Origin of the sequence: Thermanaerothrix solaris, assembly GCF_032334255.1 — a bacterium.
Taxonomy (GTDB): domain Bacteria; phylum Chloroflexota; class Anaerolineae; order Anaerolineales; family Anaerolineaceae; genus Thermanaerothrix; species Thermanaerothrix solaris.
Window position 1 is genome coordinate 423,526 of sequence record NZ_JAUHMF010000001.1, and the last position, 25,126, is coordinate 448,651.

Consider the following 25,126-nt stretch of genomic DNA (forward strand, 5'->3'; position numbering starts at 1 on the left):
GGGGGTTTCTTAAGACATAATTGAGAGATGTTTAGGGAAGTATCCCTAATTCTCGTCCGCGAATAACTGCCTGAAGGCGGTCCTTTACATTTAGTTTGGACAGAATATTAGAAAGATGATTTTTCACCGTCCCTTCTGAAATAAAAAGACGTTCCGCGATCTCTTTGTTAGATATGCCCGTAGCGACCAATCGCAAAACCTCAATCTCACGTGGCGAAAGAATTTTTTCGGCTTCAATAGGATGAGAGGCGATACGAGGTAATCGTGAAAATTCAGCCACGACTTTGGCTGTTATTGAGGGTAGAAGGAAATATTCGCCTTTTGCGGCTGAGCGGATTGCCTCAAACAATTTTTCCGAAGACACATCTTTAAGAAGATAACCAATAGCGCCTGCGCGAAGTCCCTCAAAAACATCTTCGTCGTCGTCAAAGGTTGTGAGAACAATGATATTGCAATCGGGGTGTAGACTGCGAATGCGCCGGGTTGCCTGAACACCATCTAAAATGGGCATCCTCAAATCCATTAGGATAACCTGGGGGCGAAGCAAATGAGCAAGCCGAATTGCTTCTTCACCATTACTGGCTTCCCCTACGACCTCAAATTCGGGACGGGAATTTAAAAGCGTTTTTAGCCCTTCTCGAAAGAGAGCCTGGTCATCCACCAGCATAATTTTTATTTTGGTCATAATTTACCTCGGTCGGTAATACCATACGAATAGAGAATCCCTGACCTTCAATGGATTGAATATCAAGTTGACCATTGAGTTGCACGACGCGTTCTTGCATCCCTAGCAAACCAAATCCATTTTGTGTTGAGGTCATTCCACCAACGCCATCGTCTTGAATGGTTAGAAAGATCGCTGAAGGGGATTCAAAGTCTAAAGTCACCTGGAACTCGGTGGCATGGGCATGCTTAAGGGTGTTGTTTAAGCCTTCTTGGATCGCTCGCAGCAATGTTAGGGCAACTTGAGGTGAAATGGGGCGAGGGTTGCCAATAACGATGAGGGATGTCCTGATGCCGCCGTTACTTCCTGCGTCTAAAATCTGTTGGATTTGGGGGATTAATGGTCCTTCTGCTAAGGGTGCGCGGAGCGCTGCCACAGATTGGCGCACATCATGTAATGCTTGTTGAGTAAGGACTTCGGCCTTATTGAGTAGGTCAATGGCTTGGTGGGGATTTTGCTCTAGAATGGCTTTGGCGGCACGAATTTGAATATTGATCGCAGTCAGATGGTGACCGAGACCATCATGGATCTCGCGAGCAAGGCGGTTGCGTTCTCGGGTTATGGCCAATTCTTCGGCTTGAAGCGCGTATTCGCGTAACCTCTGGTTCGCGCTTTCAAGATCGTGAACTAATTGTTGCACTTCTTGCTTGGCTTTTTCTTCGTTCAAAGCCATTTGAGTGAATACCAGGATAAAGATTTGTCCGGCGAGGAAAACTGGGGCATTTGCCCAAGCCACTTGCCATCCACCCCCAACAATAATTGTAAGTAGAGCATACCCAACAAGAATAATGGCATTAACAGCCTGTCTCCACACCCCTTGCAACAAGATAACACTTTGACCCACAAGCGGGAGAAGGGCCAGAAAATCAAAACCGCTTTGCCCATCGAGAAAGACCAGACCCATTCCCAGTGGTATTTGAATTATAAAGTACAAGATACGGCGAGAGAGGTCAGTGCGTGCAAGGATCCATTGATAACCGTAAATCCCGATACCTAAATAAATTACCCCAATGAGCAGGGTGATGGTCAGGATAGGGATAGAAATGTCTCGGATTGTGCTCAGCATGGTGAAGAATGCCGCTAGCACCATGACTGAGAAAGCCAGATGGATCCCGCTGCCCGCGAAAACAGAATAATGGTTGCTTTTTGTCATTGTGACTCAATTATAAGACCTATGCATCCGAAACTTTTTACATATTGAGAAAATGGGGCTTAAGTATGACCTCACTCCTATTCTCTGATCAAGAGAAGAGTTTACACTCAAAGTATGGGAAAGTTTATGCGGGAGGGAAGGCCATGAATGTGCTCCTAGTTTATCCGGAATTTCCAGATACCTTTTGGAGTTTTAAACATGCTTTACGATTTATCGGAAGGAAGGCATCCTCGCCACCGTTAGGATTACTGACGGTGGCATCTATGCTTCCAGCAGATTGGTCCAAGCGTTTGGTGGATATGAATGTCGAACAACTCACTGATGAAGACATCGCCAGGGCAGATATAGTGATGATTTCAGCGATGGTGGTACAACGCTCCTCGGCCAAAGAGGTCATAAACCGTTCCAAGCGAGCGGGAAAACGCATTGTTGCTGGAGGACCGTTATTTTCAGCAGAATGGTTTAGATTCTCGGAGGTTGATCATCTGGTGCTGGGGGAAGGTGAGGTCACTTTGCCTCAATTCTTGGAAGACTTTGAAAAGGGGAATCCGGCTCCTCTTTATCAGGCCAGTTCCTATGCGGATCTGAGTGCAACGCCGATACCGGCATGGGAGTTGGCTAAAATTTCTGCTTACGAGTCTTTAAGTATCCAGTATTCCCGTGGCTGCCCTTACAACTGCGAGTTTTGCAATGTTACCGCCCTCTTCGGTCATCGTCCACGCACGAAAAGTGCCGAGCAGATTGTCGCGGAATTAAATACCATGTATTACGACCTGGGTTGGCGTCGAAACATCTTCTTTGTGGATGATAACTTTATTGGCAACCGTCGCCAAATAAAAGATGAAATATTACCGGCACTGATCACTTGGCGAAAAGGCAAAATAGGGTGCCCTTTTATTACCGAAGCCTCTATCAACCTTGCGGATGATCCGGAACTTATTTCCATGATGCGAGAAGCAGGTTTTGTGTCCGTGTTTGTTGGTATCGAAACCCCCTTAGAAGAAAGTTTACGTGAATGTCATAAATCGCACAATTTGCATCGAGATTTATTGAGTAGCGTGCGCCGCTTGCAACAAGCGGGTTTACAAGTTATGGGAGGCTTTATTGTAGGTTTTGACAACGATCCCCCTACTGTTTTTGAGCGGCAGGTTGAATTTATCCAACGCAGTGGTATCGTTACAGCCATGGTGGGAATGCTTCAGGCCCCTTATGGTACGCCATTATATGAACGATTGGCGGCTGAAGGTCGTTTGCAGGCCGAGATCAGTGGTGATAACACAGATGGTACTACTAATATCCTCCCTAAGATGGGACTCAATCAATTGCGGGAGGGTTATCAGTTTATTCTGAGAGAACTATATAATCCCCGAGGCTTCTATAGACGGATCATGACCTTTTTGGATCACTATGTACCACCTCGGATAGGTGTTCCGATAAAAGGGGAAGAGATAAAGGCTTTTGTTAAAGCGATTTGGGAATTAGGAATTAAGGGTGATGAGCGACGGGAATTCTGGCTTTTGCTCTTCCGTACTCTTTTAAAGTATCCCCAGAAGTTTGTTCACGCGATCACACTGGCTATTTATGGATTTCATTTTCGCAAAGTGATGCAGACGAATGAAATTTCATCCACTTTACGGATTCCATGATAATAGCAGATCTCTAAGTCGGTGCTCTAGTACTTTGAATGAGTAATACTTAAGACCCAAACGATAATTGTGCTCGGTCATTTCGCTCATAGCCTCAGGGTGAGTTAGGAGATGCTTGACTTGATTGATCGTGCGGTCAGTAATAAATCCATCAAACTCAATTGTGCGAAAGCCCTTGGGTTTGATGTCGTATGCATAGATTGAATAATTGTTAATAAGGATGGGGCGGCGAAAGTATACAGCTTCTAGAAAGGCGTTCCCAAAGCCCTCAAAGGTTGATGGGTAGGTTACTAGATCCGCTTGCGGATAAACATCCCAAAGGGAGTATATCCTGCGACCATCAGGTGTCTGCCCACGCTGATCACGAATTATGTCAGAGACAAAGTTTACGGATACATTCAGGGTCTGCGCCAGCCATCGGATGTGCTGCTCGTAGTCGTGTCCTTCATCGCCGCTAGCGTGCGAAATGATTAGGCGAGCCTTAAGTCCTAAACGGTGGATAAGCTCAATGGCATGTTCAATGCCTTTGCGCTGAACCACACGGGTGGGTTGAAGAAAGAAAAATTCATCGTCGTGAATCCCGAGATCTCGACGTAAAAATTTCGTGTAGTCATTATCTAAAACCGGTGGATTCTCGAAATCCATCACATTTCCAATTAAAACCGAGGCTATACCGGTTCGATGGGCCAACTGGTGAGCCGCAGACGAGTTTATAACAACGTGTCTGATAAAGGGGAGGTTAGGGGGGAAGGCTTGGTTAAGGTAATCCCAGACACAATTCACCATGAACCGTGTACGTTCCCAAAAGAAATCATGGTGATGAGCAATTGTGGGAATACCTGATTCGGCGATAAGTTCGCATAGCGCTAGCCCTAAAGGAATATTCATGGGAATAGCGAGAGCATTCTCGACAAGCAAAATGTCAACCTGAAACTGCTTGATGAAGTTTTTCAGATGATTTTTTAGATGACCTTTAATCCGAGAGATTTCTTTGGTTAAGCCGGGAGGGCGAATCCGGTGTCCGAACGCAATCGAATTGATCTTGATAATTTCAGGGTGATGAAATGAAGCTTCAGGAACGATATAACTGACATCGTTCGGACGATTAGACTCCCCGGCAAAATAGAAACAAGAATACCCTAATCGCTCCAGCACAATAGCCCATTTTTCGCTCTCTAAAGACACCCCATCCGTACCGGCAAAGCGGGTGGAAACAAAGCCCAAATTTTTCATCATCCCTCCGCAGAATCCATCCCAACAAACACCTTCATATTATAGATTGCAACATAGGTAGAAATCATGATAATGGAAGGGGATGAAAGGGATAGCACCCAAGTATCCGCAGCATAGTTGCAAATTCATTCAGGTTATCCAAAGCCCGCTCGACAACTTTATTGGCTGTGGAACCGAAAAAATCAACATAAAAAAGATATTCACCCGGTCTGCCAAAAACTGGTCTAGACTCAATTTTTGCCAGGTCAATTTCGCGGAGAGCAAACACAGCCAAAGCCCGAAACAAAGCACCTGGACGATTGATCAACGTAAAAACAATCGAGGTCTTGGCCTGGTTAAGAGGAGGATCAATGGCCTCGCGGCTCAAGATCAAGAAGCGGGTAAAGTTTGCCGAATGATCTTCGATCCCTTCGGCAAGAATGGACATGTTGTAAACTTCTGCGGCACGTCGCGAGGCGATGGCTGCCACAGCGGGATCGGCCTGGTTCAGTAACAAACGTACTGCGCCAGCAGTATCGTAGACAGGTTCGGTAGAAGGGATCCCCAAGCGTTTTAAGGTTTCACGACATTGCGCTAGTGCCTGAGGGTGGCTAATAACTTTTCTTAAGCGTTTGATATCCGCATTGGGCCAGCCGATCAAACAGTGTTGAATTCTCAAATGGTATTCTCCGATAATATGCAACGAACGAGACAATAAGAGATCATAATTTTGATGAACACTCCCCGCTAGAGAATTTTCAATCGGAATAATACCCTGATCTGCTATTTTTTGTTCGACAGCGTCGAACACGGCTTCAAATGATTCGCATGGCAGGGTTTCAATTTGAGAACCGAAATATTCAATAGCCGCGCTTTCGGAATAGGCACCGTGTTCACCTTGAAAGGCTATTATTTTCATGATAACTATATCTCTGAATTTGGAAATCGGGATTACTTTCCACTTACCCAATCTGCAATGAACATTTGGTATTTAACCGGATCGAATTCGATAAATCGATATGTGGCTGCGTGTTTGAGGAAATAAGGATCGCGTGAAAAATAATCACGAAGTTGTTCTTCGTTCTCCGCACGGGCAATGACAATACCGCCAACGCGAGGATTCATCGGTCCAGACATTAGGAGCATCCCACTATCGTAGCCTTCCTGTAAAAAGGCGCGATGTTCAGACACTAAAGGGGCAATTTGTTCAAATGGTAAAGTGTATGTAATTTCGACCAGAAAGTGCTTCATTGTGTATTCTACTCCCTCGCTGAGGTGTTGATTTGATTACGCTCAGTAAGAAGGTCCAACAATGCCATGAGACCATAGAGATAAGAACGCCATCCTAAGCCGCTAATCTGTCCTACGCATACTGGCGCTAGCAGAGAGGTATGCCGAAAGGGCTCGCGGGCATAAATATTAGAGAGATGAACCTCAATAGCGGGCTTGCCAATCGCTGCCAAGGTGTCGCGAATGGCTACGCTGGTGTGGGTATATCCTCCCGCGTTGATTAGCACACCGTCTAGCCATTCCATGTTGGCAATTATACGATCAATAATTTCCCCCTCGGAGTTGCTTTGAAAAATTCGTAGTACGGCATTATGGCTATTCGCATAGTCATGTAATTTACCATTAATCCATTCCAAAGCAACACTACCATAAACCTCAGGTTCGCGCCGTCCCAGCAACCCCAAATTCGGACCATGAATGACAAGAATGCGAAAAGAATCATCATTCAGCATTGACTGCCTCCTTGAGGGAATCTATAGATTGCCTTACGCTTCGTTCATCAATATCTGATATCAACCTTATCTCTCCAATCCGTGATGGCAAAGCCCAACGCAACTTGCCCTGCTTATGTTTTTTATCGTATCGTATAACACTAAATAGTTCCTCCCTTTCGAGCAGGGGATGATAGATTGGAAGGGACCATTGCTCAATAAGACGGATAATACGTCTCGCCTCACCTGAAGCAATGAGGCCAAGATGTTCTGCCAGTCTGGTTTCAACCCCCATCCCAATACTTACTGCTTCACCATGACGAATCGTGTAATTACTTAGAGTTTCCAATGCATGACCAATCGTATGTCCAAAATTCAAAATTGCCCTCAGCCCATTCTCATATGGGTCAGCCTGTACCACGTTTATCTTAACCGATACAGCACGAAGGAGCAAATTCTCGCCGACCCATACATTCTGTGGCCCACTTTCTAACCAAGAAAAAAGGAGTGGATCGGCAATAACCGCATGTTTGATGACCTCAGCCATCCCCGAAAGGAATTCGGATCTTGGTAATGTATCTAAATACTCTGGATCTATTAACACTGCCAAGGGTCGCTTAAAAGTACCGATTAAATTTTTTCCCTTGGGAAGGTCGAGCCCGGTTTTCCCGCCAATGCTAGCATCCACCATTGCTAACAACGAAGTGGGAATTTGGATAAGGGGCAAGCCGCGCATATACGTGGACGCCACAAATCCCACAATGTCCCCAATCACACCTCCTCCCAGGGCAATAACCAGATCGCCACGATCTATGTGTGCCCCCAGCAATTGGTCATATAAGCCTGCAACGGTCTCAAGATTCTTATACTCCTCACCATCGGGAATGGTAATTAAATAGGGGGTATAGCCGATCCTTCGCAACTCAGCGAGTAAAGGTTCACCATGAAGCGCAGCCACGGTATGGTTTGAGATCACAGCAATACGTATGGTATTTGAAAAGCCAAAGGAATTAAGAAGTGTATCAAGTAAAGAAAACACTCTTTTTCCCACCAAGATTTTGCACACCCCATCCGGATAACTCAAATCCATAACAGAAGTATTGACCAAACCCAAAACGGTATCCGCAATCTGCTGAGGCGATTTACTTGAAGTATCCACTTGCCAGAAAATCTTACGATAAACTTCGCGGCGCCTCTCCCAAAGTTCAACCAGAGTTCCCTTAGGATTATCATTCATTAACAAAGGACGATAAGACATTTCTTTATTATCTAAACGCCGCTGAAGCACTTCGAGATCACAAGTCAAACACACCACAGTCCCTGCCTGCTCACACAACTTTCGATTTTCGTCTCTTAAAAGAGTTCCTCCACCAGTTGCTAACACCAACCGCTCTTGTCTAAGAATCTCGCGCAGCATTTGAGACTCGAGTTCTCGAAAGGCAGCCTCTCCCCATTGAGCAAAAAACTCTGGTATGCTTTGACCAGTGCACCTACTTATCTCCTCATCTAAATCCATAAATGGCAATCCCATCTTCTCGGCCAGAAGCTTACCAACCGTTGTTTTTCCTGTTCCCATGAACCCGGTCAGGATTATTCGCTGCGTCATCGCTTCATCTCCTCGAGGCTATCACCCCCCAACTTCTCCAAAAGGGCATCCGCTAGTACCCATGCCAACATGGCTTCTCCAATAACTGAAGCCGCCGGCACAGCACAGATATCAGAGCGTTGATATACTGGCGTAGCAGCGCGGCCATTAACAACATCCACAGATTGATGGGGGGTACCGGTCGTTGCAATGGGTTTCATAGCTGCCCGAACCACGATCGGATTACCATTACTCATGCCTCCTTCGATTCCACCAGCACGGTTGGTGAAACGTGTAACCCCTCCTTTTGAATCAAGAAATATATCATCGTGTACCTGGGTGCCCGGTAGCCCCGCATTTTCAAAAGCGGGACCAATTTCGATCCCTTTTATCGCCTGGATTGACATCATTGCCATGGCGATCCGAGCATCCAGCCTGCGGTCCCAATGCACATGCGAACCCAAACCAACCGGTACATTGATCGCCTGGACCTCGAAGACACCTCCCAAGGTATCCTTTTTGCGTCGGGCTTCATCAATCGCCAATTTCATGCGTTCTCCATCTTCTGGATTGGGACAACGAACTTCACTGGCTTCTGCCTCCGACCACAATTCTGGATAAGGACGTAAGGGAATCCTGGCCACCACTGTCCCTATTTGACACACATAACTTCCAACCATAATATCAAACTGTGCTAATAATTGTTTGGCAATAGCACCAACTGCAACGCGAACTGCCGTCTCTCGAGCACTTGCGCGTTCTAAAATCGGTCGAGCATCGTTTAACCGATACTTAATCATCCCGGCATAATCAGCATGCCCCGGACGAGGTACGGTCAATGGCTCTAAAAGCCCCTGTTCCCACTTGTCTTTCCAATTCACCCAATCGCGATTTTCTATCCGTATCGCCAATGGCGCGCCGGTGGTGATCTTATTGATGACTCCGCTAAGAATTTCCACGCGATCTTGCTCAATTTTCATGCGGTGACTGCGGCCGTAACCCCCTTGACGCCGCAAAAGCTCTAAATTTATCCGATCCAGATCAATAGGTAGACCTGCTGGTAATCCTTCAATAATAGCCAGCAAGCAAGGCCCATGAGACTCACCTGCTGTGAGAAACCGCAACATATCATGCCTCCTTCGTAGAACAGATCGCTTCTAAACAAGCCTGGTGCATAACCTCGATCGGCGCATCTAACCCACACCAAGCTCGAAATGAGAGCGCGCCTTGATGCACTAACATCCCCAAGCCGTTTATTCCAACAGCACCCACGCTCTCGGCTTGTTTAAGCAGATGCGTTTTTAGGGGGTTATAGACCAAGTCAATAACCAGCCAATGCGCTGGAAGGCTAAACGACTCGGGCAGTGGTGAGATATCTGTTTCCGGCCATGTGCCAACCGGTGTGGCATTTATCAACACTGATACATCTTCGACCCGAGTAAGCCGATCCACCTCTCGGAACGAGATAAGATTGAAAGTGGTACTATATTCCCAACGCTCAATTTCTTTTAGCAAAGTTTGACCCCGTTCTAAATGACGCGTTACGAAGGAAACCGCCCTGAAACCGGTTTTACATAGCGCATAAGCCACCGCTCGGGCTGCTCCTCCGGCTCCTAAAATGATGGCGTGGTCATGGGGGATTTGTTCTAGGTAGGCAGATGTGCTCCGCAAAAAACCGTCTACATCGGTATTTTCTCCATAAAGCCATCTTCTCCCGCTGCTCGGATCTTCTCGAACCACAACAGTATTAACTGCTCCCAATGCCTTAGCCACTTCACTTGCTTGCTCCAGATAGGGAAATATCGCCTGTTTAAATGGGGCTGTCACGTTGAATCCTCTAATACCTAGCACCCGTAATCCATGCACTGCATCATCTAAATAGTGAGGAGGAAAAGGAAAGGCAAGGTAAACCCAATTGAGCCCTAAGTGAGAAAAGGCGGCATTGTGCATAACAGGCGATAGACTGTGATGCAATGGCCAGCCAATTATTCCCACAATTTGGGTTTGGGCATTAATACTGGACATAGTGGGCTCCTAGGCTTTGCATAACCGTCAGAAAACCCGGAAACGAATCGGCAGCACAATCTAGATCATCAATAACAGTTTCTCCCTGCGCCACCAAACCAGCTACAAAGAGACTCATAGCAAGGCGATGATCGCCGTGACTGCTAACCGGTATACCCCTTAATTGGGAGGGGCCCCAAATCTCAAAACCATCCGGTCTCTCTTCGATGCGAGCACCGAGCCTTTTTAACTCCTTAACCACGGTGGCAATGCGATCCGTTTCTTTAACCCTCAATTCTGAGGCATCGCGAACGATTGTTCGTCCCCGTGCTTGAGTCGCCAGAACGGCCAGGATGGGAAACTCATCAATCATCCGCACCACCAAATCACCCTTAATTTCTACGGCTTCTAACTCACTAGTCTGCACCTCAAGATCAGCCACCGGCTCGTTAGCCATTATGCGTTCACCTGCAATCCGTATATCTGCACCCATTTGATACAAAACGTCTAAAAACCCGATCCGGGTTGGGTTTATTCCTACATCCTTTATTCTGACTCGGGATTGAGGTGCAAGTAACGCGGCTGCCAGAATGAACGCCGCTGAGGAAAAGTCACCTGGCACCTTGATCTCTAAAGGCAATAAAGGATGGGTAGGAGGGATCAAGGTAATTTCACGTATTCCTTTAGATTCGCGGATATCTATGTTAACCCCCATGGCCCCCAACATTCGCTCGGTGTGATCACGGGTAGGGGCAGCTTCAAGGAGCGTAGCAGGCGAATCGGCATATATGCCTGCGAGCAAAATAGCGCTTTTCACTTGAGCACTTGGTACATCCAACGCTAAGCAAGCACCGCGCAGGTTTTGCCCTGTGATGATGATAGGAGCATATCCGTTCATCGTACAGATATGTGCTCCCATTTGCCGCAACGGACTAGCCACACGTTCCATAGGACGTCGAAGTAACTGTTCCTCCCCGGTGAGGGTGCTCTCAAAAGGTTGGGCGGCTAATAGACCCGTTAGTAAACGCATAGTAGTTCCGGAACGAACGCAATTGACCGGCTTTTCAGGGCAACGAAAACCCCTTAATCCACGTCCGTGAACAATGGCTGTATGCGAATCGGGTAACACTACTTCAATCCCCAGATCACGTAGTGCACCCGCTGTGGCTAGGCAATCACCACTCGGCAGAAAGTTAGACACTGTGGTCGTCCCCTGAGCTATAGCCCCTAGGAGCAGGGCGCGATGAGAGATAGATTTATCCCCAGGGAGATAAACCGTGCCTTCCAGCCTCGAACATTGGAAAACACGAACCGGACTCATTGGATATGCCTCCTTCGCTCTTCACGGGCGTTTTCCAACCAGGCTTTAAGTTGGGCCTCGTCTTCGCTCTCTAAGATCTGGATGAGCTCGTTAACAGTTTGCGCAAAGATCTTCATACTTCTAAGGATATTGGAGCGATTAGTTTGCAAGATGTCCAACATCATTTGAACATCCGAGCCCGCAAGCCGTGAGGTATCTCGAAATCCACTGGCAACCAGATGCCATAAAAAGTTTTCTGGATCACTCATCCGTGAGGCTGTGGCGACCAAGGTACAGGCTACCAAGTAGGGTAAGTGACTACTTGTTGCAACCAAACGATCGTGTGTTGCGGCATCCAGGATCACAGGACGAGCGCCAATGGACTTGACAAGCTGGATTGTTAGATCCAAAGCCCGAGGCGATGTTTTCTCCGTTGGGACAAGAACGAAAAGGCGATCCTGAAAAAGACTTGCATCCGCATTACGAGCACCGGAAACTTCTCGACCGCACAACGGATGACCCCCAATGGCTTCCACTCCCAAAGGTAAATGTTCCATTTTCTCGCAGATGCTTGTTTTAGTGCTCCCCAGATCCATAACAAGGGTTCCGGGCATTAGGTATGAGGGAATGGCTTCCAAGAAGGTTAAAATTGTCCGAACCGGTGTAGCCAAAACAATTACATCAGAATGGGGAATAGCATCCTCGAACCTCTGATGACCACAATCAATCCAACCCTGAGCGTGGCACCATTGAAGGGCTCCTGGGTCTTGATCAACACCCCAAATCCTATGACAATGTGGCCTTAAAGCCGCCGCGAGCGATGCACCCATTAGCCCCAACCCGATGATGGTAAAGTCTGTTTCAGACAGAGATTTCATAGCGAACGACCTACAGCCTGGGCTACAGGAGCGAGATTCTGCATAAGTGCACTAAAGCGCTCTGGGGTTAAAGATTGCGCACCATCCGAAAGCGCTTGATCCGGACGCGGATGTACCTCAATGATCAGCCCATCCGCCCCGGCAGCGACGGCCGCTCGCGAGACCGGTTCAACCAATTCCCAGCGCCCGGTGCCGTGACTGGGGTCAATAAAAACAGGTAAGTGCGAGAGCATCTTCAGCGCCGGCGCGGCATTGATGTCCAGGGTGTTACGAGTAAAGTTCTCAAAAGTACGTATTCCCCGCTCGCATAAAATCACGCGGTGATTGCCGTGGGTGAGAATGTATTCAGCAGACATGAGCAATTCTTCCAAAGTTGAGGACATCCCGCGTTTGAGTAAAACGGGTTTTTGAGATTCACCCACCGCATGAAGCAGAGGAAAGTTTTGCATATTACGGGCACCAATCTGTAAGATGTCGGCATACTCAGCCACCAACGGTAGGGTTTGGATATCCATCACCTCGGTTACAACCGGTAGCCCGGTGAGCTCGCTGGCCTCTTTGAGAAACCTTAAACCCTCTTCACCTAATCCCTGAAACGAATAGGGTGAGGTACGCGGCTTATAAGCCCCTCCGCGCAACATATGAGCTCCTGCCTCTTTGACCCTTTGAGCTGCTTCAAGAATTTGCTCACGACTCTCGACTGCACAAGGACCGGCAATCACCACAATACGTTCGCCCCCAACCTGGATGCCATTAATCTCAAACACCGTATTCTCCGGATGGAATTCTCGTGAAGCCAGTTTATAGGGTTTGAGCACGGGGATGAGTTTATCCACACCCTCCATGTGCACCAATTGATCACGATTGATGATACGATCATCTCCAATGACACCCAAAATGGTGACCTCGGTGCCTCGGGAAAAATGCACCTTAAGCCCATAGGATTCAATCCTTTGAGCCACTTTCTGAATCTGTTCCTCAGAGGCATTGGGTTTCATAACCACGATCATCGCGCTCCTCCTTTCAATTGCATTAAGGTTCATCCTGAGCCCAGTCAGGGCGCAGGGATTGGGCTTGTTCTAAATAAACATGATGGGGGGGAAGGGGCAGTGTGGCGTGAATTAACACGCGCAGGCAATGGGCTAAACTGTTCTCCACATTCATCTCCTGCAGGCACAACATAGGGACCTGTGACCATCCCATTTCCCGCACTGCCTGTGCCGGATAGACGGCATTCAGATCTGGTGTAGCCGAGAAGATAATAGAGACAACATTTTCGGGTGAAAGACGATTCTTTTCGATTAGTGCGCTCATCAAACGATGGGTGGAAGACAAGATGGCTTCGGGTGAATTCTCAAGACAAGTGATTGCGCCACGAATTGCGACTAAGTTCATAAACGCCACCTCCGGTTATAAAACAAATGACGTGGAGCAGGTTGCTCCACGTCATTCTTTACCAATCCAGGGGTTGCCTTTTTCTACCACTACCTACGGCTAACCACCTTCTTGGAGCAACCTGCTCCCAGGAGGGGCCCAATAAAAGTAGTAATAGAAAAAGGCAAACCGTGACATATGGGGTAAAACGATTCTTGGGTGTAGAATTGCCCGCTATATTAATCACTCGTCCCAAATTTGTCAAGGTTTTGTGGGCGTGGGTACTGAAATTTGGTAAATTGTTAGACAATTTTTTATACCACTTCTTCAAAATTGGGGTATGATAGTATATAAGCCCACCAAGTTTGAGGTCGTTTCGGGCTACTCCAATTCCACGATTTCCCAGACTGTGAGGTTCCCAAATGAACACCTACAAACGTGTCCACAATTTCAATCCCGGTCCTTCAGTCCTTCCAGTGCCGGTTCTGGAGCAAGCACAGCGAGAGATGCTTGACTATCAAGGAACCGGTATGTCGGTAATGGAAATGTCACACCGCTCCAAAGAATTCGAAGCCATTATCCAAACTGCCGAAGCTGACCTGCGCGAACTCTTGGGTATTCCCCAAAACTATAAGGTCATGTTCTTGCAAGGTGGGGCATCGTTGCAGTTCGCTATGGTGGCAATGAACCTACGGCCGGCTGGTGCTTCTGCTGATTACATTGTAACTGGTGCCTGGAGCCGTACCGCGCTCAAAGAGGCGCAGAAACTGGGCAATACGCGTGTGGTTTTTAACGGGGAAAGTGAAAACTTCACCCGATTACCCGAAGATGGTGAACTTTCATTTGATCCCAATGCTGCCTACGTTCACTTCTGCCATAACGAAACCATCCATGGTGTTGAGTTCAAACGAGAACCCGCTGTGCCTGAAGGGGTGCCATTAGTATGCGACATGTCCTCAGATTTCTTAAGTCAGCCAATTGATGTCAGCAAATATGGTGTTATTTACGCCGGCGCCCAGAAAAATGCCGGTCCTGCTGGCGTCACGATTGTGATTGTGCGGGAGGATCTGCTCGCTCGGGTACCGGAGAAACTCCCAGTGATGCTGGATTATAAGGTACTGGCTGAAAGTGGCTCTCTCCACAATACACCACCCTGTTACGCCATATATATCACCGGTTTAGTCCTAAAATGGCTGAAAGGCTTGGGTGGTGTGTCCAAAATGTATGAGATTAACCGCCAGAAAGCCGATATGGTATATAAGGTAATTGATGAAAGTGGCGGCTTCTACCGTGGTCATGCACGTCCTGAGGCACGCTCCATCATGAACATCCCTTTCCGCTTGCCTAGCGAAGAATTGGAGGAAATCTTCGTAAAAGAGGCCAAAAAGGCTGACTTGATCGGGCTGAAGGGGCACCGTTCCGTTGGCGGCCTGCGGGCTTCACTTTATAATGCGCTTCCATTAGAGTCCGCTCGTGCATTGGTAGATTTCATGAAAGACTTCCAACAACGATACGGATAAAATAATAGAAAAATTTCCCAAGCCCCTTGCTTCCATTATGGCAAGGGGCTTTACTTTTAGCGCTTGACCGCGATCAAGGTACCATCACCAGCCGGGTAAATATGTGCTACAACTCGCGAATCATTGGCGATCATGTGGTTGAAGTTACGTATAGCATCAATAGCAGGGCCGTGGAAAGGCAGGGCCACACTACCTCCCCATAGCGCGTTATGAAACGCAATTACCCCGCCCGAGGGGACCATAGTTAAGGCCCAGTCATAATAAAAAGGATAACCTTCCTTATCCGCATCAATGAAAACAAAATCAAACGGCCCTAACCGCGCTGCTTTGGAAAGCAAGTGCTTGGCTTCACCTTCGAGAAGGAGAATTCGCTCTGCCAGGCCTGCCCGCTCAAAATTCTGTCGGGCTAGCGCCGCATGTCGAGCCGATTTCTCAACGGTGACCACAATGCCATCTGGCGGAAGTGCGCGTGCGAGCCATAATGTGCTATAACCAACCAGCGTACCGATTTCCAATACACGGCGTGCCCGACATAAACGTACTAGTAAACTCAGAAACGCGCCTTCCTCTGGAGTAATGGCAATATCCGGAAGACCCTGGTCAAAGGACGCTTCACGCACTTGACGCAGAACCATATCCTCTGGGGCGAAAAGACGAGTTATATAGTCGTGAATGTTAGGTGAATCTGGGGTAGTTTGGGGCATTTAACTTGATTTAGCGATACATCATTTCCATCATAAAGGTGGAGGTTTTTCATTACAGTTGGATTATACAATGACCTCAAGCCTGTGAGCCATGGTACATATTCCAATTCCTCGGGTGCAATAACTCATGAAGATTAGCCCAAATTATTGTGATGACTTACACGTGACAAAAAGCACAAACTTGTTGTATACATGATTAGTCAACGTTGAGGCGAGGAGGTAGCGTATGCTTTATGCACTGGTAGGGGTGGGGGCGTTAGGCTGTGCCATTGCAGCGGTTGCATCGAAACGCATGTTGATCTCTGCCATTTGGTTAGCCCTGGCAAGCGCATTAGTCGCTTTGGATATGTATTTGCTTGGTGCGCCCTTCATTGCCGTCATTGAATTGAGTGTTGGGGCAGGGCTGGTTACCGTCCTTTTTGTCTTTGCCATCAACCTAACCGGAGACGAAGCACTTCCTGTCTCGAATTCCGGGCTCAAATGGCTTGCGCTCATTTTAATAATGGCCTGCAGTGGCATTACCGCTTACTTAGTAATCCCGCGCTCGTTAATGTCCGCTTCTAACCCTGAAACCCTGCCTCTACGCACGATTTTTTGGGATCTACGGCGTCTGGATACTTGGCTACAGGCATTCCTTATTTTTGCCGGGGCGCTTACAGTATTGGGACTTTTCCGCTCAACATCCCACGAATCGCCCAAAAAGGAGGAGTAATCTAATGGATTATCTCAATGGGATTGTCGTTGCCCTGACCATATTGGGATTAGTTGGGATTGGAATTTACGCTATCATTGTTTCGCGCAATTTGATTAAAGTCGTGGTCGGACTGCAAATTATGGTCAAAGGTGTGCTGCTGGCCTTCGTGCTTGCCGGGAGAGCCAGCGGCAATATTGGACTGGGGCAAAGCTTAGCACTCACCGTTATTGTGGTAGATACCATTGTTGCGGTTGTCGCCTTAGCGCTTACGGTTCAAGTGCGCAGGCGTTTTGGAAGCCTCGATCCTCAAGACTTAACCACATTGCGGAGGTGATACAGTGCCAAACTGGTTACTCCTCCTTCCTATAGTCATTCCTTGGTTGGGATGCATCGGTGTTTGGGCAGTAGGAGATCATCGCCCCAAACTCCAGCATAGCCTAGCGGTTATCTTTTCAGTGCTGTCTGCCGGCGCTGGCTTATTTTTGATTTCGTATAGCACACAGCAACTCACCCTGATACTCCCTCTCGGCGGCATTTTTGACGATTTTCGCTTAACCACCGATGGACTAGGCGTTTTTCTGGCTGTGGTCGCTACGGTGATTGGCGCGCTGGCCGTGATCTTCTCTGTGGATTACATGCATGGTGAGCATTCATTGGGGCGCTATTATGCCTTTGTCCTTTTCTTTATCGGTTCAATGGTTGGGTTGGTGCTAACTACCAGTTTGCTTTGGATGTTTGTGTTCTGGGAACTCACGGCGCTATGTTCTTATGCCCTGATTGCGTTTCACAATGATGATCCCAAGGCCGTTCGCGGTGGGATCAAAGCATTAATCATGACCCAGTTCGGCGGATTAGGACTGCTCTTCGGTGCCCTTGTGCTGTATGCCTATACTGGAAGTTACGACATTAATTTATTCTTGAGCAATCCTGCTGCCCTTCCCGCCTCTGTGTTAAGCTGGATGGCATTTGGTTTTTTGATCGCCGCTGCAGCAAAATCGGCGCAGTTCCCGTTTCAGACCTGGCTACCGGATGCCATGGAAGCACCCACGCCAGTGAGTGCGCTTATTCACGCTGCTACGATGGTCAACGCCGGGGTTTATCTTTTAGCGCGATTTTATCCGGCGTTCGAAGCGGTGCCGGGTTGGAAACTGGCAGTTATGATCGTCGGAATGCTCTCAGCCCTTCTCGCTGCCTTAATGGCACTGGTAGCCTTTGATTTGAAACGCGTGCTAGCCTATTCAACCGTAAGTCAGTTGGGATTTATGTTTTATGCGGTTGGTGCTGGCGGGATTTTCGCTAGCCAATTCCATCTCATGAGTCACTCCGTCTTCAAGGCACTGCTCTTTTTAGGTGCAGGTGCAGTCATTCACGCTTTAGGTACCCGGGATATGCGCGAGATGGGAGGACTGGGCAAGAGGATGCCCTTTACCCGAACGGTGTTTATTTTAGGTGCACTTGCCTTGGCTGGTATCCCTATCTTTAACGGCTTTTGGAGCAAGGAATTGATCCTAGAGGTAGGTTTTGAGCATGGCAATCCTGCTTGGATCGCTGCACTAATGGTCTTAACCGTAGGATTGACTGCAGCCTATACCCTGCGTATGGTTATTCTGGTCTTTTATGGTAAGGCGCGTTCAGAACATCATGTTCATGATGCGGGAGCAGCCATGAAAACAGCTCTATTGCCACTGGCAATTGGCTCCCTGAGTACATGGCTCTTGCTTGGACCCTTCTATCAAAGCCTTAAGACCAGTTTGCCATTCCATACCTTGGAATTAAACGAAGTGTGGGTTCAGTTAATCGAAACGATCAGCCCTGCAGGCTGGATGACTCTAGAAGTGGGATTAGAAATTATAAGTCAACCCTCAACCTATCTGGTTTTGCTGGTGATTATAGTGGGTGCGGTAGCCTGGTTGCGGCGCGACCGAATAGGCTCTCTTCTGATGACATTCAAAGGAGTGGAAAAGGCGGCACAAAACGGCTTTGGATTTGAGGCTATAAATGAAATCGTTGTCCGTGGCGTTCAGCAAACCGGCGAGGCATTACGAGTCACTCAAACCGGACATCTGGCATGGAACGTCATCGCCATTCTGTTGGGTTGGTTGGTGGTCCTTATCCTGACCATGCTGGGGAGGATCAGTTAGATGGATGCGAACATGGCCGTCATAGGACTATTTGTTTTGCCATTTGTTGGAGCCCCATTGGTTTATTTGGTGGATCGGATCCTCTTGCATCGGGGATCTAATTCGCGCTTTGGTCAATGGATGACCTTATTCTTACTGGTACTTTGTATGATTGGTTTGTTGGTTCTTTGGACGCAAAATGCGTCTCATAATTCACTATGGATCTTGATCGGTTCTATTTCGCTCCATTGGGATGGGCTATCATTTCTTTTAGCCTTTACGGTCGTCTTACTGGCAACATTGGTTACATTGTTTTCCGGTCCTTACATCGGTGCCGAGAAAGCCCAGGATAAATACTTTGCATTACTTTTGCTAATGGTTGGTGCCATTATCGGTCTTGGGGCTGCAAATGATTTGTTCAACCTGTGGGTATGGTTCGAACTGATGGCTGTTAGCACCTATCTTCTGGTGGCTTTTTATCCCCAGGAGAAAGGTTCGCTTGAGGCAGGGGTCAAGTACTTGGTGCAGAGCGCTATTGGATCGGTGTTTATTCTTCTGGCCATTGCAATTACTTATGCCTATGCTGGGACACTTCAATTGGATGGCATCCGCGCCCGATTCGTTGAACTCAATCCTGCTCTGATTGGGGCTGGAATGCTGTTTATTGTTGGCTTTGGGGTCAAGGCTGCCCTGGTCCCCATGCATACCTGGTTGCCCGATGCTCATGCCCAAGCCCCTAGTGGCATTAGCGCCATGCTCTCGGGGATTGTCATCGAAGCCGGGTTGGTGGCGATGCTCCGCGCGCTCTTTGCGCTTGGCGCAGAAACCGCCTGGTGGGGTACGCTTTTGATGGGATTTGGCGCGATCAACATGTTCCTAGGAAATTTGCTCGCACTGCGCCAGCAGCAAATCAAGCGATTGTTGGCTTTTTCCAGTGTGGCACAAGTGGGATATATGTTAGCGGGAATCGGGGTCGGGTTGGCCTATCACCAACCCACGGCAATTGCCGGTGGAATGTTTCACCTTTTCACCCATGCTCTCATGAAAGGGTTAGCCTTTCTGGCCGTGGGTGCGCTTCTGTATGCTTTGGTTATTAGTCAAAACCGGCATACACCACTAACCCTCGATGATGTTAGGGGAGCAGCTCGCCGCTACCCGCTGGTCTGTTTAACCCTGGCAATTGCACTGTTAGGACTGGGGGGACTACCACCTATGGCTGGTTTTATGTCAAAGTGGCAAATCCTGGTGGGTGGTTTCATGAGCCAATCTAGTGCTGGGTTAGCCCTAATGCTTTTTGCAGGATTAAATAGTGTCTTGTCGTTGGGATATTACGCTCCGATCGTGAATCGGCTTTACCAGCAATCCCCCTCTGAAGTCGTGGAGAAAGGTGGGCGTATTCCAGGACTCATGGTATTGCCATTGATCGTCTTCGGTTTAGGCATTCTTCTCCTGGGATTTGTTCCTTCGCTAATGAATCCCATTAATGAGTGGGCCGCATCAAGTCTAATGGGGTTGGGAATACGCTAAACTGGGAGAACGCTTATGGAGATTCTACTGACTCCCCCTCTTGCTTTTCTAATTTATCTGGTGGTTTCATTAGGAATTTTAGCCCTGGGTAAACTTCTTGCCCCGCCTGAAAAACCCTCACCACTCAAAGAGAGCCCTTACGCCAGCGGCGAAGAGGCGGAATTGGGTTTTGCCGCACCAGGATATTCACCTTTCTTTCTAATCGCGTTCTTCTTTGCCGTGGTTCATTTGGGTGTTTTGATCATCGGTACTGGAGAATTTTCACCCCGGATTTTGCCTTATCTTATCGGTGTGTTATTGACTTTGCTGGCAGTTATTTTGGGATAGGAATAACCGTAAAGGAGCGTAGAGATGAGCGAGAAAAAAGATACGCGTTTTCTGGACAAGATACGTACTTGGGCTAGAGTAAATTCCCCTTGGGCTTTGCACTACAACAGTGGTTCTTGTAATGGTTGTGATATCGAAATCCTGGCCACTCTGACTCCACGCTATGATGTGGAACGGTTTGGAATTAAATTGCAGGGTAGCCCCCGTCATGCGGATGTGTTAATCTGCACTGGGCCGGTAACCTTGCAATCACGCGATCGCTTGCTTCGCATTTACGAACAGATGCCGGAACCCAAATTTGTGGTGGTCGTGGGTTCATGTGGAATTTCCGGGGGAGTCTTCCAAGGATGTTATAACGTATTGGGAGGAATTGAAAAAGTTATCCCGGTAGATATGTATATTCCTGGCTGCCCTCCTAAACCCGAAGCGATTATTTTTGGTATCGTGCAACTGCTCGAAGCCTTGAAAACAGGGCGCAAACCCGACTCACCCATTTCTTTACCGCAACCGGCATTCGAAACGGCGGGAGGAACAGAATGAACCAGGAAGGAACTCAGGATGAGCTTCTAAAACAGGCGCTAGATATGATCCGTCCATGGGTTAAAGAGGAACGCAATCCTCAACCCAACCGCCTGGATGTAGTGATCGGACGTGAGGATCTGTTGGCAGTGGTTGAGGCACTAAAGAATGCCCGCTGGGGTTATCTAAGCGCTATTACCGGGATGGATCGTCCGGCTACGTCAACACCCGAATCCGCAGAGCAGCAGGAAGGCGCAATTGAGGTGTTATATCACTTTTGTGAAAGAAATAATGTCCTGACTCTGCGCGTTAATGTTCCCTATGGGGATGCCTCTCTCCCATCAATTTGCAATATTTTACCCTCGGCAACCTTGTTTGAGCGCGAATTGAGTGAGATGTTTGGTGTCAACATAATGGGAACACCAGATCCCAGCCGGCTACTTCTGCCAGATAACTGGCCCAATGGGGTTTACCCCTTACGAAAATCATTTACTGGCTTTTCAGAGGTTACGGAGGCGCAAAAATGAGCGGTGAGAGATTTGTTATTCCCATCGGCCCTCAACACCCAGCACTAAAAGAACCAAGTCATTTCGAGATTTTTGTAGACGGTGAACAAGTGATCGGTGCCACTCTACGGTTGGGTTATGTGCACCGTGGAATTGAAAAGGGGGCTGAGCAACGCACCTGGACCCAAAATCTTTATTTAATGGAACGCATTTGTGGCATTTGTTCCCACGTTCACGCACTGGCGTTCTCACAGGGTGTCGAGGCCCTGGCTGGGGTACAAGCCCCACCCCGGGCTCGTGCTATCCGGCAAGTTATTGCCGAATTGGAACGCCTCCACAGTCATTTGCTCTGGCTAGGGGTTGCTGCTCATGAAGCGGGGTTTGATGCGTTGTTTATGTATAGCTGGCGGGACCGCGAAGTCGTTATGGACTTGCTGGAATTGTTAAGCGGCAATCGGGTCAACTACTCGGCCAACTTGCTAGGCGGTGTGAAGTTTGACATTACTGCTGAGCAAAAAGTTCGCATCTTAGATGGGCTAAACTTTATCGAGGAACGGGTTCACTATTATCTGGGTGTGGTTAACACCGATGAAACCTTTCTGGCACGAACCCGTGGGGTTGGTCTGCTTTCCCGAGACGAAGCCGAACGCTTAGGCGCTGTTGGTCCAACAGCACGGGCTTCCGGTGTGACACGGGATGTACGAGTGGACGCTCCATATGCCGCCTATTCCGAGTTTCCGGTGAAAATGGTGGTCAGCCAGCAGGGAGATTTGCAAGCCCGCTTTGTCGTCCGCCTGGATGAATGCTTTGAGAGTATCCGTGTTCTTCGTGAGATTCTGAATAATATGCCGGAAAGTGAACTGGTCGCTAGAATGCCTCGGCGTATCCCCGCTGGGGAGGTAGTCAGCCGTGTTGAAGCACCAAGGGGAGAACTGTTTTATTTCATCGTTAGCAGTGGTGGAGATAAACCCGAGCGAGTTAAGGTACGCACCCCCAGCCTGGCTAACTGGGGCACGGTATTGGCAACTGCTCCAGGTCATAAACTGGCTGACATTCCCATGTTAGTAGCCGGAATTGATCCTTGTTTCTCGTGCAATGATCGATGATGCCAAACCTGTTGTTCACGGAGTAGCCATCCTATGACCCTGAGTCTGCATCCATTAGTGATACTGCTGGTTTTTCCAGGCGGGTTTTTCCTGATCCTGGCTAGTTTGGCCTATGAGTATGTGGATAGAAAACTGGTGGCACGATTCCAAAACCGCATCGGTCCGCGCTGGTTCCAGCCGCTTGCAGATTTGGTCAAACTTCTCTCAAAGGAAGAAATTGTTCCTCAGGGTGTTCAGCGCGGGCTGTTTTATCTTTTACCTCTCTTTGCTCTTGCCTCCGCATTAACCGCTGCGCTCTATGTACCTATGGTTGGTTTTAAACCCGCTTATACCTTTCAGGGGGATCTTATCGTCACAATTTATTTACTCAGTGTGTTAACTTTAAGCATGGGACTTGCCGGTGCGAGCACGGTAGATCGTTTCGCGCTGGTGGGTGCCACCCGAACATTGACACAGTTATTCTCATATGAGGCGCCCTTTATGCTGGCGTTGTTAGGGCCAGCCATTGCGGCACAGTCCTGGCAAATTGGTACCATCAATGAGTTCACCGGACAGAATCTCTGGTTGTTGGTTGCCCAGCCCATCGGATTCTTGGTTGCTTTAGTGGGCTTGATGGGTAAGTTGGAACTCCCTCCCTTTGATGCACCTGAGGCTGAAACGGAAATTGTCGCAGGTGCTCTGACCGAGTACAGTGGACGTGGTTTGGCCTTATTCCGCTTGGGAAAAGATATCGAACTGGTTATTGGATTAACGCTAGTGTCAGCGTTTTATTTGGGAGGAATACATTCACCTCTCGATTTTATTCTCAAGACCTTGGGATTGCTTCTCGTTGTCGCTTTGATGCAAACTCTCTTTGCCCGCTTGCGCATTGACCAAGTGGTTGGGTTGTGGTGGCGGATTGGGACAATTTTGGCAGTCATACAGTTGATCGCCATCATTGCCGGACGCTATTTGGGGACTCTATTGTTCTAGAGGTGTAACTATGACCATTGGCAGTATGTTCGGCGACGTCTTTCGCTCGTTGTTTAAGAAACCCGTAACGGAGCGTTACCCGTTCCAACGCCCTCGGATTCCAGAGCGTCTGCGCGCAAAAGTCGTGTGGAATCCGGAAAACTGCTCAGGTTGCCAACTATGTGTTAAGGACTGTCCGGCCAATGCGCTGGAACTCATTGTTGTGGATAAGGCTAGTAAACGGTTTGTGATGCGTTATCACGCTGATCGCTGTATTTATTGCGCCCAATGTATTGAGAGTTGTCGTTTTAAATGCCTGGGTTTTTCCACCGAGGAGTGGGAACTTGCCTCAGCCAACAAGACACCCTTCGAGGTATTGTATGGGCGAAATGAGGATATTCAGTTCCTGCTCGAACGCGCCGCTCAAGCATGCTCGGAACAACCGGATGAGTGTAGAGAGGTTAAGTAATTCTAATTGCACTGATATTGGGGAGAGTTTGTATGTGGTAATTTATTATTTCAAGTAATCTAACCATAAACAAACTTATAATTTGCTCTTTGTAATGTAGTGCTTTGTTGAGCGCGTAAACGGAATCACCTAAGTTATTCGTGTAGATTAATTTGAATTTAGAGAAGGCAACCCCAGAGAGACTAACAACAACACATGGTATCAAAAAAGAGCAACGCAAATTACAAAGTGAGCAGTGAGCTTGGCTGTTTGTGTGTGGAGTCACACAGTGAGCCCAGAGAAAGCAAGGATCGGTTCGGTATCACAGTTATGCTTGCTTACTAACAATCGAAAACACATAAATTCTGATTTGTATAAATAATCAGAATTTATATTAGCGTTCTTACATTACCGCTTCGGCAGTCTGTGACCCAATAAATAACCCGGTGAATGATGAATAAAAGATATGGCTGTTAAAGCCCAATCGAGTTCGTGTGCTTCCGCAGCAGCCGAATATCCCATTGATGCCGTGTTGCTTGATCTTGAGTTGCCGGATATTCACGGTTGGGATTGGCTAGCAAAACTACGTCAAACCTCTGCATATGCTGACCTACCCGTAGTAATCATCTCCGCAGAAGAGCAACCAGAAGCCACGCTCACACCCGATGGTAACGTACTCGAATTAAGCCTCCCTCGCCCATTGACCATGCATGAAACGCGCGAAATAATACGCGTAATTCTGAACACAATTTTGCCTCGCTATCCCCAAACAACCACTTCTACTGATTTTACAGGTCACAATTAACCTGGCACCGCTGCCATTAAAGCGCGGTTTTGAGTTAAATTAAGACAAAAACACTTGATTTTTCCTTTCAAATATGTCATAATTAATCACGTATAATCACATTCGATAGCGTTCATTTGTATTAACTCTCTTTTTGTGAGGTTTAGAGCCATATTCATCTCTTTTTCCCTTGTCGTCCCCTCAAAATTGGAGTCCATTCCCGATAGTCCTGTAACCTGCTTTTCAAAAATGCTTCAACCAGCAATGCGCTTTCTCCAGTCATTTCTAAATCATACCGCTAGTAGTTCCTAATCTCCCCCATT

General features: G+C 47.9%; 27 protein-coding genes. 13 read left to right on the plus strand and 14 right to left on the minus strand.

Going from position 1 to position 25,126, the window contains the following annotated elements:
• Positions 1-31: 31 nt before the first annotated feature.
• Together QYE77_RS01910 and QYE77_RS01915 are read right to left on the minus strand one after the other, a co-directional pair.
• Positions 32-685 carry a response regulator transcription factor gene (locus tag QYE77_RS01910; protein ID WP_315623654.1) on the minus strand — a complete coding sequence of 218 codons (654 nt, stop codon included), beginning with the start codon at positions 683-685 and terminating at the stop codon, positions 32-34.
• A complete protein-coding gene (locus tag QYE77_RS01915; protein ID WP_315623655.1) occupies positions 654-1,877 on the minus strand; it encodes a sensor histidine kinase in 1,224 nt (407 codons plus the stop codon). The genes QYE77_RS01910 and QYE77_RS01915 overlap by 32 nt, the downstream gene beginning before the upstream one ends.
• A gap of 143 nt (positions 1,878-2,020) precedes the next feature.
• Between QYE77_RS01915 and QYE77_RS01920 the strand changes: the two genes are divergently transcribed.
• Complete coding sequence (locus tag QYE77_RS01920; RefSeq protein ID WP_315623656.1) at positions 2,021-3,523, plus strand: B12-binding domain-containing radical SAM protein; 1,503 nt, start codon at positions 2,021-2,023, stop codon at positions 3,521-3,523.
• Here QYE77_RS01920 and QYE77_RS01925 read toward each other — a convergent pair.
• The 11 genes from QYE77_RS01925 to aroH all read right to left on the minus strand — a co-directional run bounded on the left by QYE77_RS01925 (position 3,509) and on the right by aroH (position 13,618).
• Positions 3,509-4,759 carry a glycosyltransferase family 4 protein gene (locus tag QYE77_RS01925; protein ID WP_315623657.1) on the minus strand — a complete coding sequence of 417 codons (1,251 nt, stop codon included), beginning with the start codon at positions 4,757-4,759 and terminating at the stop codon, positions 3,509-3,511. The two genes, QYE77_RS01920 and QYE77_RS01925, sit on opposite strands and share 15 nt — an antisense overlap.
• A gap of 61 nt (positions 4,760-4,820) precedes the next feature.
• Positions 4,821-5,654 carry a prephenate dehydratase gene (pheA, locus tag QYE77_RS01930; RefSeq protein ID WP_315623658.1) on the minus strand — a complete coding sequence of 278 codons (834 nt, stop codon included), beginning with the start codon at positions 5,652-5,654 and terminating at the stop codon, positions 4,821-4,823.
• A 32-nt stretch (positions 5,655-5,686) separates the two neighbouring features.
• Positions 5,687-5,986, minus strand: a complete 300-nt coding sequence (locus tag QYE77_RS01935) for a YciI family protein (protein WP_315623659.1) — start codon at positions 5,984-5,986, stop codon at positions 5,687-5,689.
• An 8-nt stretch (positions 5,987-5,994) separates the two neighbouring features.
• Positions 5,995-6,477, minus strand: coding sequence for a type II 3-dehydroquinate dehydratase (gene aroQ, locus QYE77_RS01940; protein WP_315623660.1), 483 nt, complete (start codon positions 6,475-6,477; stop codon positions 5,995-5,997).
• On the minus strand, positions 6,467-8,062 hold the full coding sequence (aroB, locus tag QYE77_RS01945; protein WP_315623661.1) for a 3-dehydroquinate synthase: 1,596 nt from the start codon (positions 8,060-8,062) through the stop codon (positions 6,467-6,469). The genes aroQ and aroB overlap by 11 nt, the downstream gene beginning before the upstream one ends.
• Positions 8,059-9,168 carry a chorismate synthase gene (gene aroC / locus QYE77_RS01950; RefSeq protein WP_315623662.1) on the minus strand — a complete coding sequence of 370 codons (1,110 nt, stop codon included), beginning with the start codon at positions 9,166-9,168 and terminating at the stop codon, positions 8,059-8,061. Before aroC ends, aroB begins: the two co-directional genes overlap by 4 nt.
• Position 9,169: 1 nt before the next feature.
• A complete protein-coding gene (locus QYE77_RS01955; RefSeq protein WP_315623663.1) occupies positions 9,170-10,066 on the minus strand; it encodes a shikimate dehydrogenase in 897 nt (298 codons plus the stop codon).
• Entirely contained in the window at positions 10,053-11,366 is a 1,314-nt protein-coding gene (aroA, locus tag QYE77_RS01960; protein WP_315623664.1) for a 3-phosphoshikimate 1-carboxyvinyltransferase, read from the minus strand. Before aroA ends, QYE77_RS01955 begins: the two co-directional genes overlap by 14 nt.
• On the minus strand, positions 11,363-12,223 hold the full coding sequence (locus QYE77_RS01965; RefSeq protein ID WP_315623665.1) for a prephenate dehydrogenase: 861 nt from the start codon (positions 12,221-12,223) through the stop codon (positions 11,363-11,365). Before QYE77_RS01965 ends, aroA begins: the two co-directional genes overlap by 4 nt.
• Positions 12,220-13,233 (minus strand): 3-deoxy-7-phosphoheptulonate synthase, encoded by a 1,014-nt coding sequence (gene aroF / locus QYE77_RS01970; protein WP_315623666.1) that lies wholly within the window; start codon positions 13,231-13,233, stop codon positions 12,220-12,222. Before aroF ends, QYE77_RS01965 begins: the two co-directional genes overlap by 4 nt.
• A 22-nt stretch (positions 13,234-13,255) precedes the next feature.
• On the minus strand, positions 13,256-13,618 hold the full coding sequence (aroH, locus tag QYE77_RS01975) for a chorismate mutase (protein ID WP_315623667.1): 363 nt from the start codon (positions 13,616-13,618) through the stop codon (positions 13,256-13,258).
• A gap of 401 nt (positions 13,619-14,019) precedes the next feature.
• Between aroH and serC the strand changes: the two genes are divergently transcribed.
• Positions 14,020-15,117: a 3-phosphoserine/phosphohydroxythreonine transaminase gene (gene serC / locus QYE77_RS01980; protein WP_315623668.1), complete on the plus strand. Its 1,098-nt coding sequence runs from the start codon at positions 14,020-14,022 to the stop codon at positions 15,115-15,117.
• A 56-nt stretch (positions 15,118-15,173) separates the two neighbouring features.
• Here the strand turns inward: serC and QYE77_RS01985 are convergent, their stop codons facing one another.
• On the minus strand, positions 15,174-15,752 hold the full coding sequence (locus QYE77_RS01985) for an O-methyltransferase (protein ID WP_315623669.1): 579 nt from the start codon (positions 15,750-15,752) through the stop codon (positions 15,174-15,176).
• 295 nt (positions 15,753-16,047) lie between these two features.
• Here QYE77_RS01985 and QYE77_RS01990 point away from each other — a divergent pair, with 295 nt between their 5' ends.
• The 11 genes from QYE77_RS01990 to QYE77_RS02040 all read left to right on the plus strand — a co-directional run bounded on the left by QYE77_RS01990 (position 16,048) and on the right by QYE77_RS02040 (position 24,824).
• On the plus strand, positions 16,048-16,533 hold the full coding sequence (locus tag QYE77_RS01990; protein WP_315623670.1) for an NADH-quinone oxidoreductase subunit J: 486 nt from the start codon (positions 16,048-16,050) through the stop codon (positions 16,531-16,533).
• Positions 16,534-16,537: 4 nt separating this feature from the next.
• Positions 16,538-16,849 carry an NADH-quinone oxidoreductase subunit NuoK gene (locus QYE77_RS01995; protein ID WP_315623671.1) on the plus strand — a complete coding sequence of 104 codons (312 nt, stop codon included), beginning with the start codon at positions 16,538-16,540 and terminating at the stop codon, positions 16,847-16,849.
• A gap of 4 nt (positions 16,850-16,853) precedes the next feature.
• Positions 16,854-18,656, plus strand: a complete 1,803-nt coding sequence (locus tag QYE77_RS02000) for an NADH-quinone oxidoreductase subunit 5 family protein (RefSeq protein WP_315623672.1) — start codon at positions 16,854-16,856, stop codon at positions 18,654-18,656.
• The gene (locus QYE77_RS02005; RefSeq protein WP_315623673.1) at positions 18,657-20,162 is read left to right on the plus strand and encodes a complex I subunit 5 family protein; all 1,506 of its coding nucleotides are present in this window, start codon (positions 18,657-18,659) and stop codon (positions 20,160-20,162) included.
• A 15-nt stretch (positions 20,163-20,177) separates the two neighbouring features.
• The gene (locus QYE77_RS02010; RefSeq protein WP_315623674.1) at positions 20,178-20,489 is read left to right on the plus strand and encodes a hypothetical protein; all 312 of its coding nucleotides are present in this window, start codon (positions 20,178-20,180) and stop codon (positions 20,487-20,489) included.
• 24 nt (positions 20,490-20,513) lie between these two features.
• Positions 20,514-21,029, plus strand: a complete 516-nt coding sequence (locus tag QYE77_RS02015; protein ID WP_315623675.1) for an NADH-quinone oxidoreductase subunit B family protein — start codon at positions 20,514-20,516, stop codon at positions 21,027-21,029.
• Entirely contained in the window at positions 21,026-21,535 is a 510-nt protein-coding gene (locus QYE77_RS02020; protein WP_315623676.1) for an NADH-quinone oxidoreductase subunit C, read from the plus strand. The genes QYE77_RS02015 and QYE77_RS02020 overlap by 4 nt, the downstream gene beginning before the upstream one ends.
• Complete coding sequence (locus QYE77_RS02025) at positions 21,532-22,620, plus strand: hydrogenase large subunit (RefSeq protein ID WP_315623677.1); 1,089 nt, start codon at positions 21,532-21,534, stop codon at positions 22,618-22,620. Before QYE77_RS02020 ends, QYE77_RS02025 begins: the two co-directional genes overlap by 4 nt.
• Before the next feature lie 33 nt (positions 22,621-22,653).
• Complete coding sequence (locus QYE77_RS02030) at positions 22,654-23,592, plus strand: complex I subunit 1 family protein (protein ID WP_315623678.1); 939 nt, start codon at positions 22,654-22,656, stop codon at positions 23,590-23,592.
• A 10-nt stretch (positions 23,593-23,602) separates the two neighbouring features.
• Positions 23,603-24,040, plus strand: a complete 438-nt coding sequence (locus tag QYE77_RS02035; protein WP_315623679.1) for a 4Fe-4S binding protein — start codon at positions 23,603-23,605, stop codon at positions 24,038-24,040.
• A gap of 445 nt (positions 24,041-24,485) precedes the next feature.
• Complete coding sequence (locus QYE77_RS02040; protein WP_315623680.1) at positions 24,486-24,824, plus strand: response regulator; 339 nt, start codon at positions 24,486-24,488, stop codon at positions 24,822-24,824.
• Positions 24,825-25,126 lie beyond the last annotated feature (302 nt).

Excerpts from the sequence above, each read along its gene's own strand:
- QYE77_RS01910 (WP_315623654.1), bottom strand. The coding sequence starts at position 685 with ATGACCAAAATAAAAATTATGCTGGTGGATGACCAGGCTCTCTTTCGA.
- QYE77_RS01915 (WP_315623655.1), bottom strand. The coding sequence starts at position 1,877 with ATGACAAAAAGCAACCATTATTCTGTTTTCGCGGGCAGCGGGATCCAT.
- QYE77_RS01920 (WP_315623656.1), top strand. The coding sequence starts at position 2,021 with ATGAATGTGCTCCTAGTTTATCCGGAATTTCCAGATACCTTTTGGAGT.
- QYE77_RS01925 (WP_315623657.1), bottom strand. The coding sequence starts at position 4,759 with ATGATGAAAAATTTGGGCTTTGTTTCCACCCGCTTTGCCGGTACGGAT.
- pheA (WP_315623658.1), bottom strand. The coding sequence starts at position 5,654 with ATGAAAATAATAGCCTTTCAAGGTGAACACGGTGCCTATTCCGAAAGC.
- QYE77_RS01935 (WP_315623659.1), bottom strand. The coding sequence starts at position 5,986 with ATGAAGCACTTTCTGGTCGAAATTACATACACTTTACCATTTGAACAA.
- aroQ (WP_315623660.1), bottom strand. The coding sequence starts at position 6,477 with ATGCTGAATGATGATTCTTTTCGCATTCTTGTCATTCATGGTCCGAAT.
- aroB (WP_315623661.1), bottom strand. The coding sequence starts at position 8,062 with ATGACGCAGCGAATAATCCTGACCGGGTTCATGGGAACAGGAAAAACA.
- aroC (WP_315623662.1), bottom strand. The coding sequence starts at position 9,168 with ATGTTGCGGTTTCTCACAGCAGGTGAGTCTCATGGGCCTTGCTTGCTG.
- QYE77_RS01955 (WP_315623663.1), bottom strand. The coding sequence starts at position 10,066 with ATGTCCAGTATTAATGCCCAAACCCAAATTGTGGGAATAATTGGCTGG.
- aroA (WP_315623664.1), bottom strand. The coding sequence starts at position 11,366 with ATGAGTCCGGTTCGTGTTTTCCAATGTTCGAGGCTGGAAGGCACGGTT.
- QYE77_RS01965 (WP_315623665.1), bottom strand. The coding sequence starts at position 12,223 with ATGAAATCTCTGTCTGAAACAGACTTTACCATCATCGGGTTGGGGCTA.
- aroF (WP_315623666.1), bottom strand. The coding sequence starts at position 13,233 with ATGATCGTGGTTATGAAACCCAATGCCTCTGAGGAACAGATTCAGAAA.
- aroH (WP_315623667.1), bottom strand. The coding sequence starts at position 13,618 with ATGAACTTAGTCGCAATTCGTGGCGCAATCACTTGTCTTGAGAATTCA.
- serC (WP_315623668.1), top strand. The coding sequence starts at position 14,020 with ATGAACACCTACAAACGTGTCCACAATTTCAATCCCGGTCCTTCAGTC.
- QYE77_RS01985 (WP_315623669.1), bottom strand. The coding sequence starts at position 15,752 with ATGGTTCTGCGTCAAGTGCGTGAAGCGTCCTTTGACCAGGGTCTTCCG.
- QYE77_RS01990 (WP_315623670.1), top strand. The coding sequence starts at position 16,048 with ATGCTTTATGCACTGGTAGGGGTGGGGGCGTTAGGCTGTGCCATTGCA.
- QYE77_RS01995 (WP_315623671.1), top strand. The coding sequence starts at position 16,538 with ATGGATTATCTCAATGGGATTGTCGTTGCCCTGACCATATTGGGATTA.
- QYE77_RS02005 (WP_315623673.1), top strand. The coding sequence starts at position 18,657 with ATGGATGCGAACATGGCCGTCATAGGACTATTTGTTTTGCCATTTGTT.
- QYE77_RS02010 (WP_315623674.1), top strand. The coding sequence starts at position 20,178 with ATGGAGATTCTACTGACTCCCCCTCTTGCTTTTCTAATTTATCTGGTG.
- QYE77_RS02015 (WP_315623675.1), top strand. The coding sequence starts at position 20,514 with ATGAGCGAGAAAAAAGATACGCGTTTTCTGGACAAGATACGTACTTGG.
- QYE77_RS02020 (WP_315623676.1), top strand. The coding sequence starts at position 21,026 with ATGAACCAGGAAGGAACTCAGGATGAGCTTCTAAAACAGGCGCTAGAT.
- QYE77_RS02025 (WP_315623677.1), top strand. The coding sequence starts at position 21,532 with ATGAGCGGTGAGAGATTTGTTATTCCCATCGGCCCTCAACACCCAGCA.
- QYE77_RS02030 (WP_315623678.1), top strand. The coding sequence starts at position 22,654 with ATGACCCTGAGTCTGCATCCATTAGTGATACTGCTGGTTTTTCCAGGC.
- QYE77_RS02035 (WP_315623679.1), top strand. The coding sequence starts at position 23,603 with ATGACCATTGGCAGTATGTTCGGCGACGTCTTTCGCTCGTTGTTTAAG.
- QYE77_RS02040 (WP_315623680.1), top strand. The coding sequence starts at position 24,486 with ATGGCTGTTAAAGCCCAATCGAGTTCGTGTGCTTCCGCAGCAGCCGAA.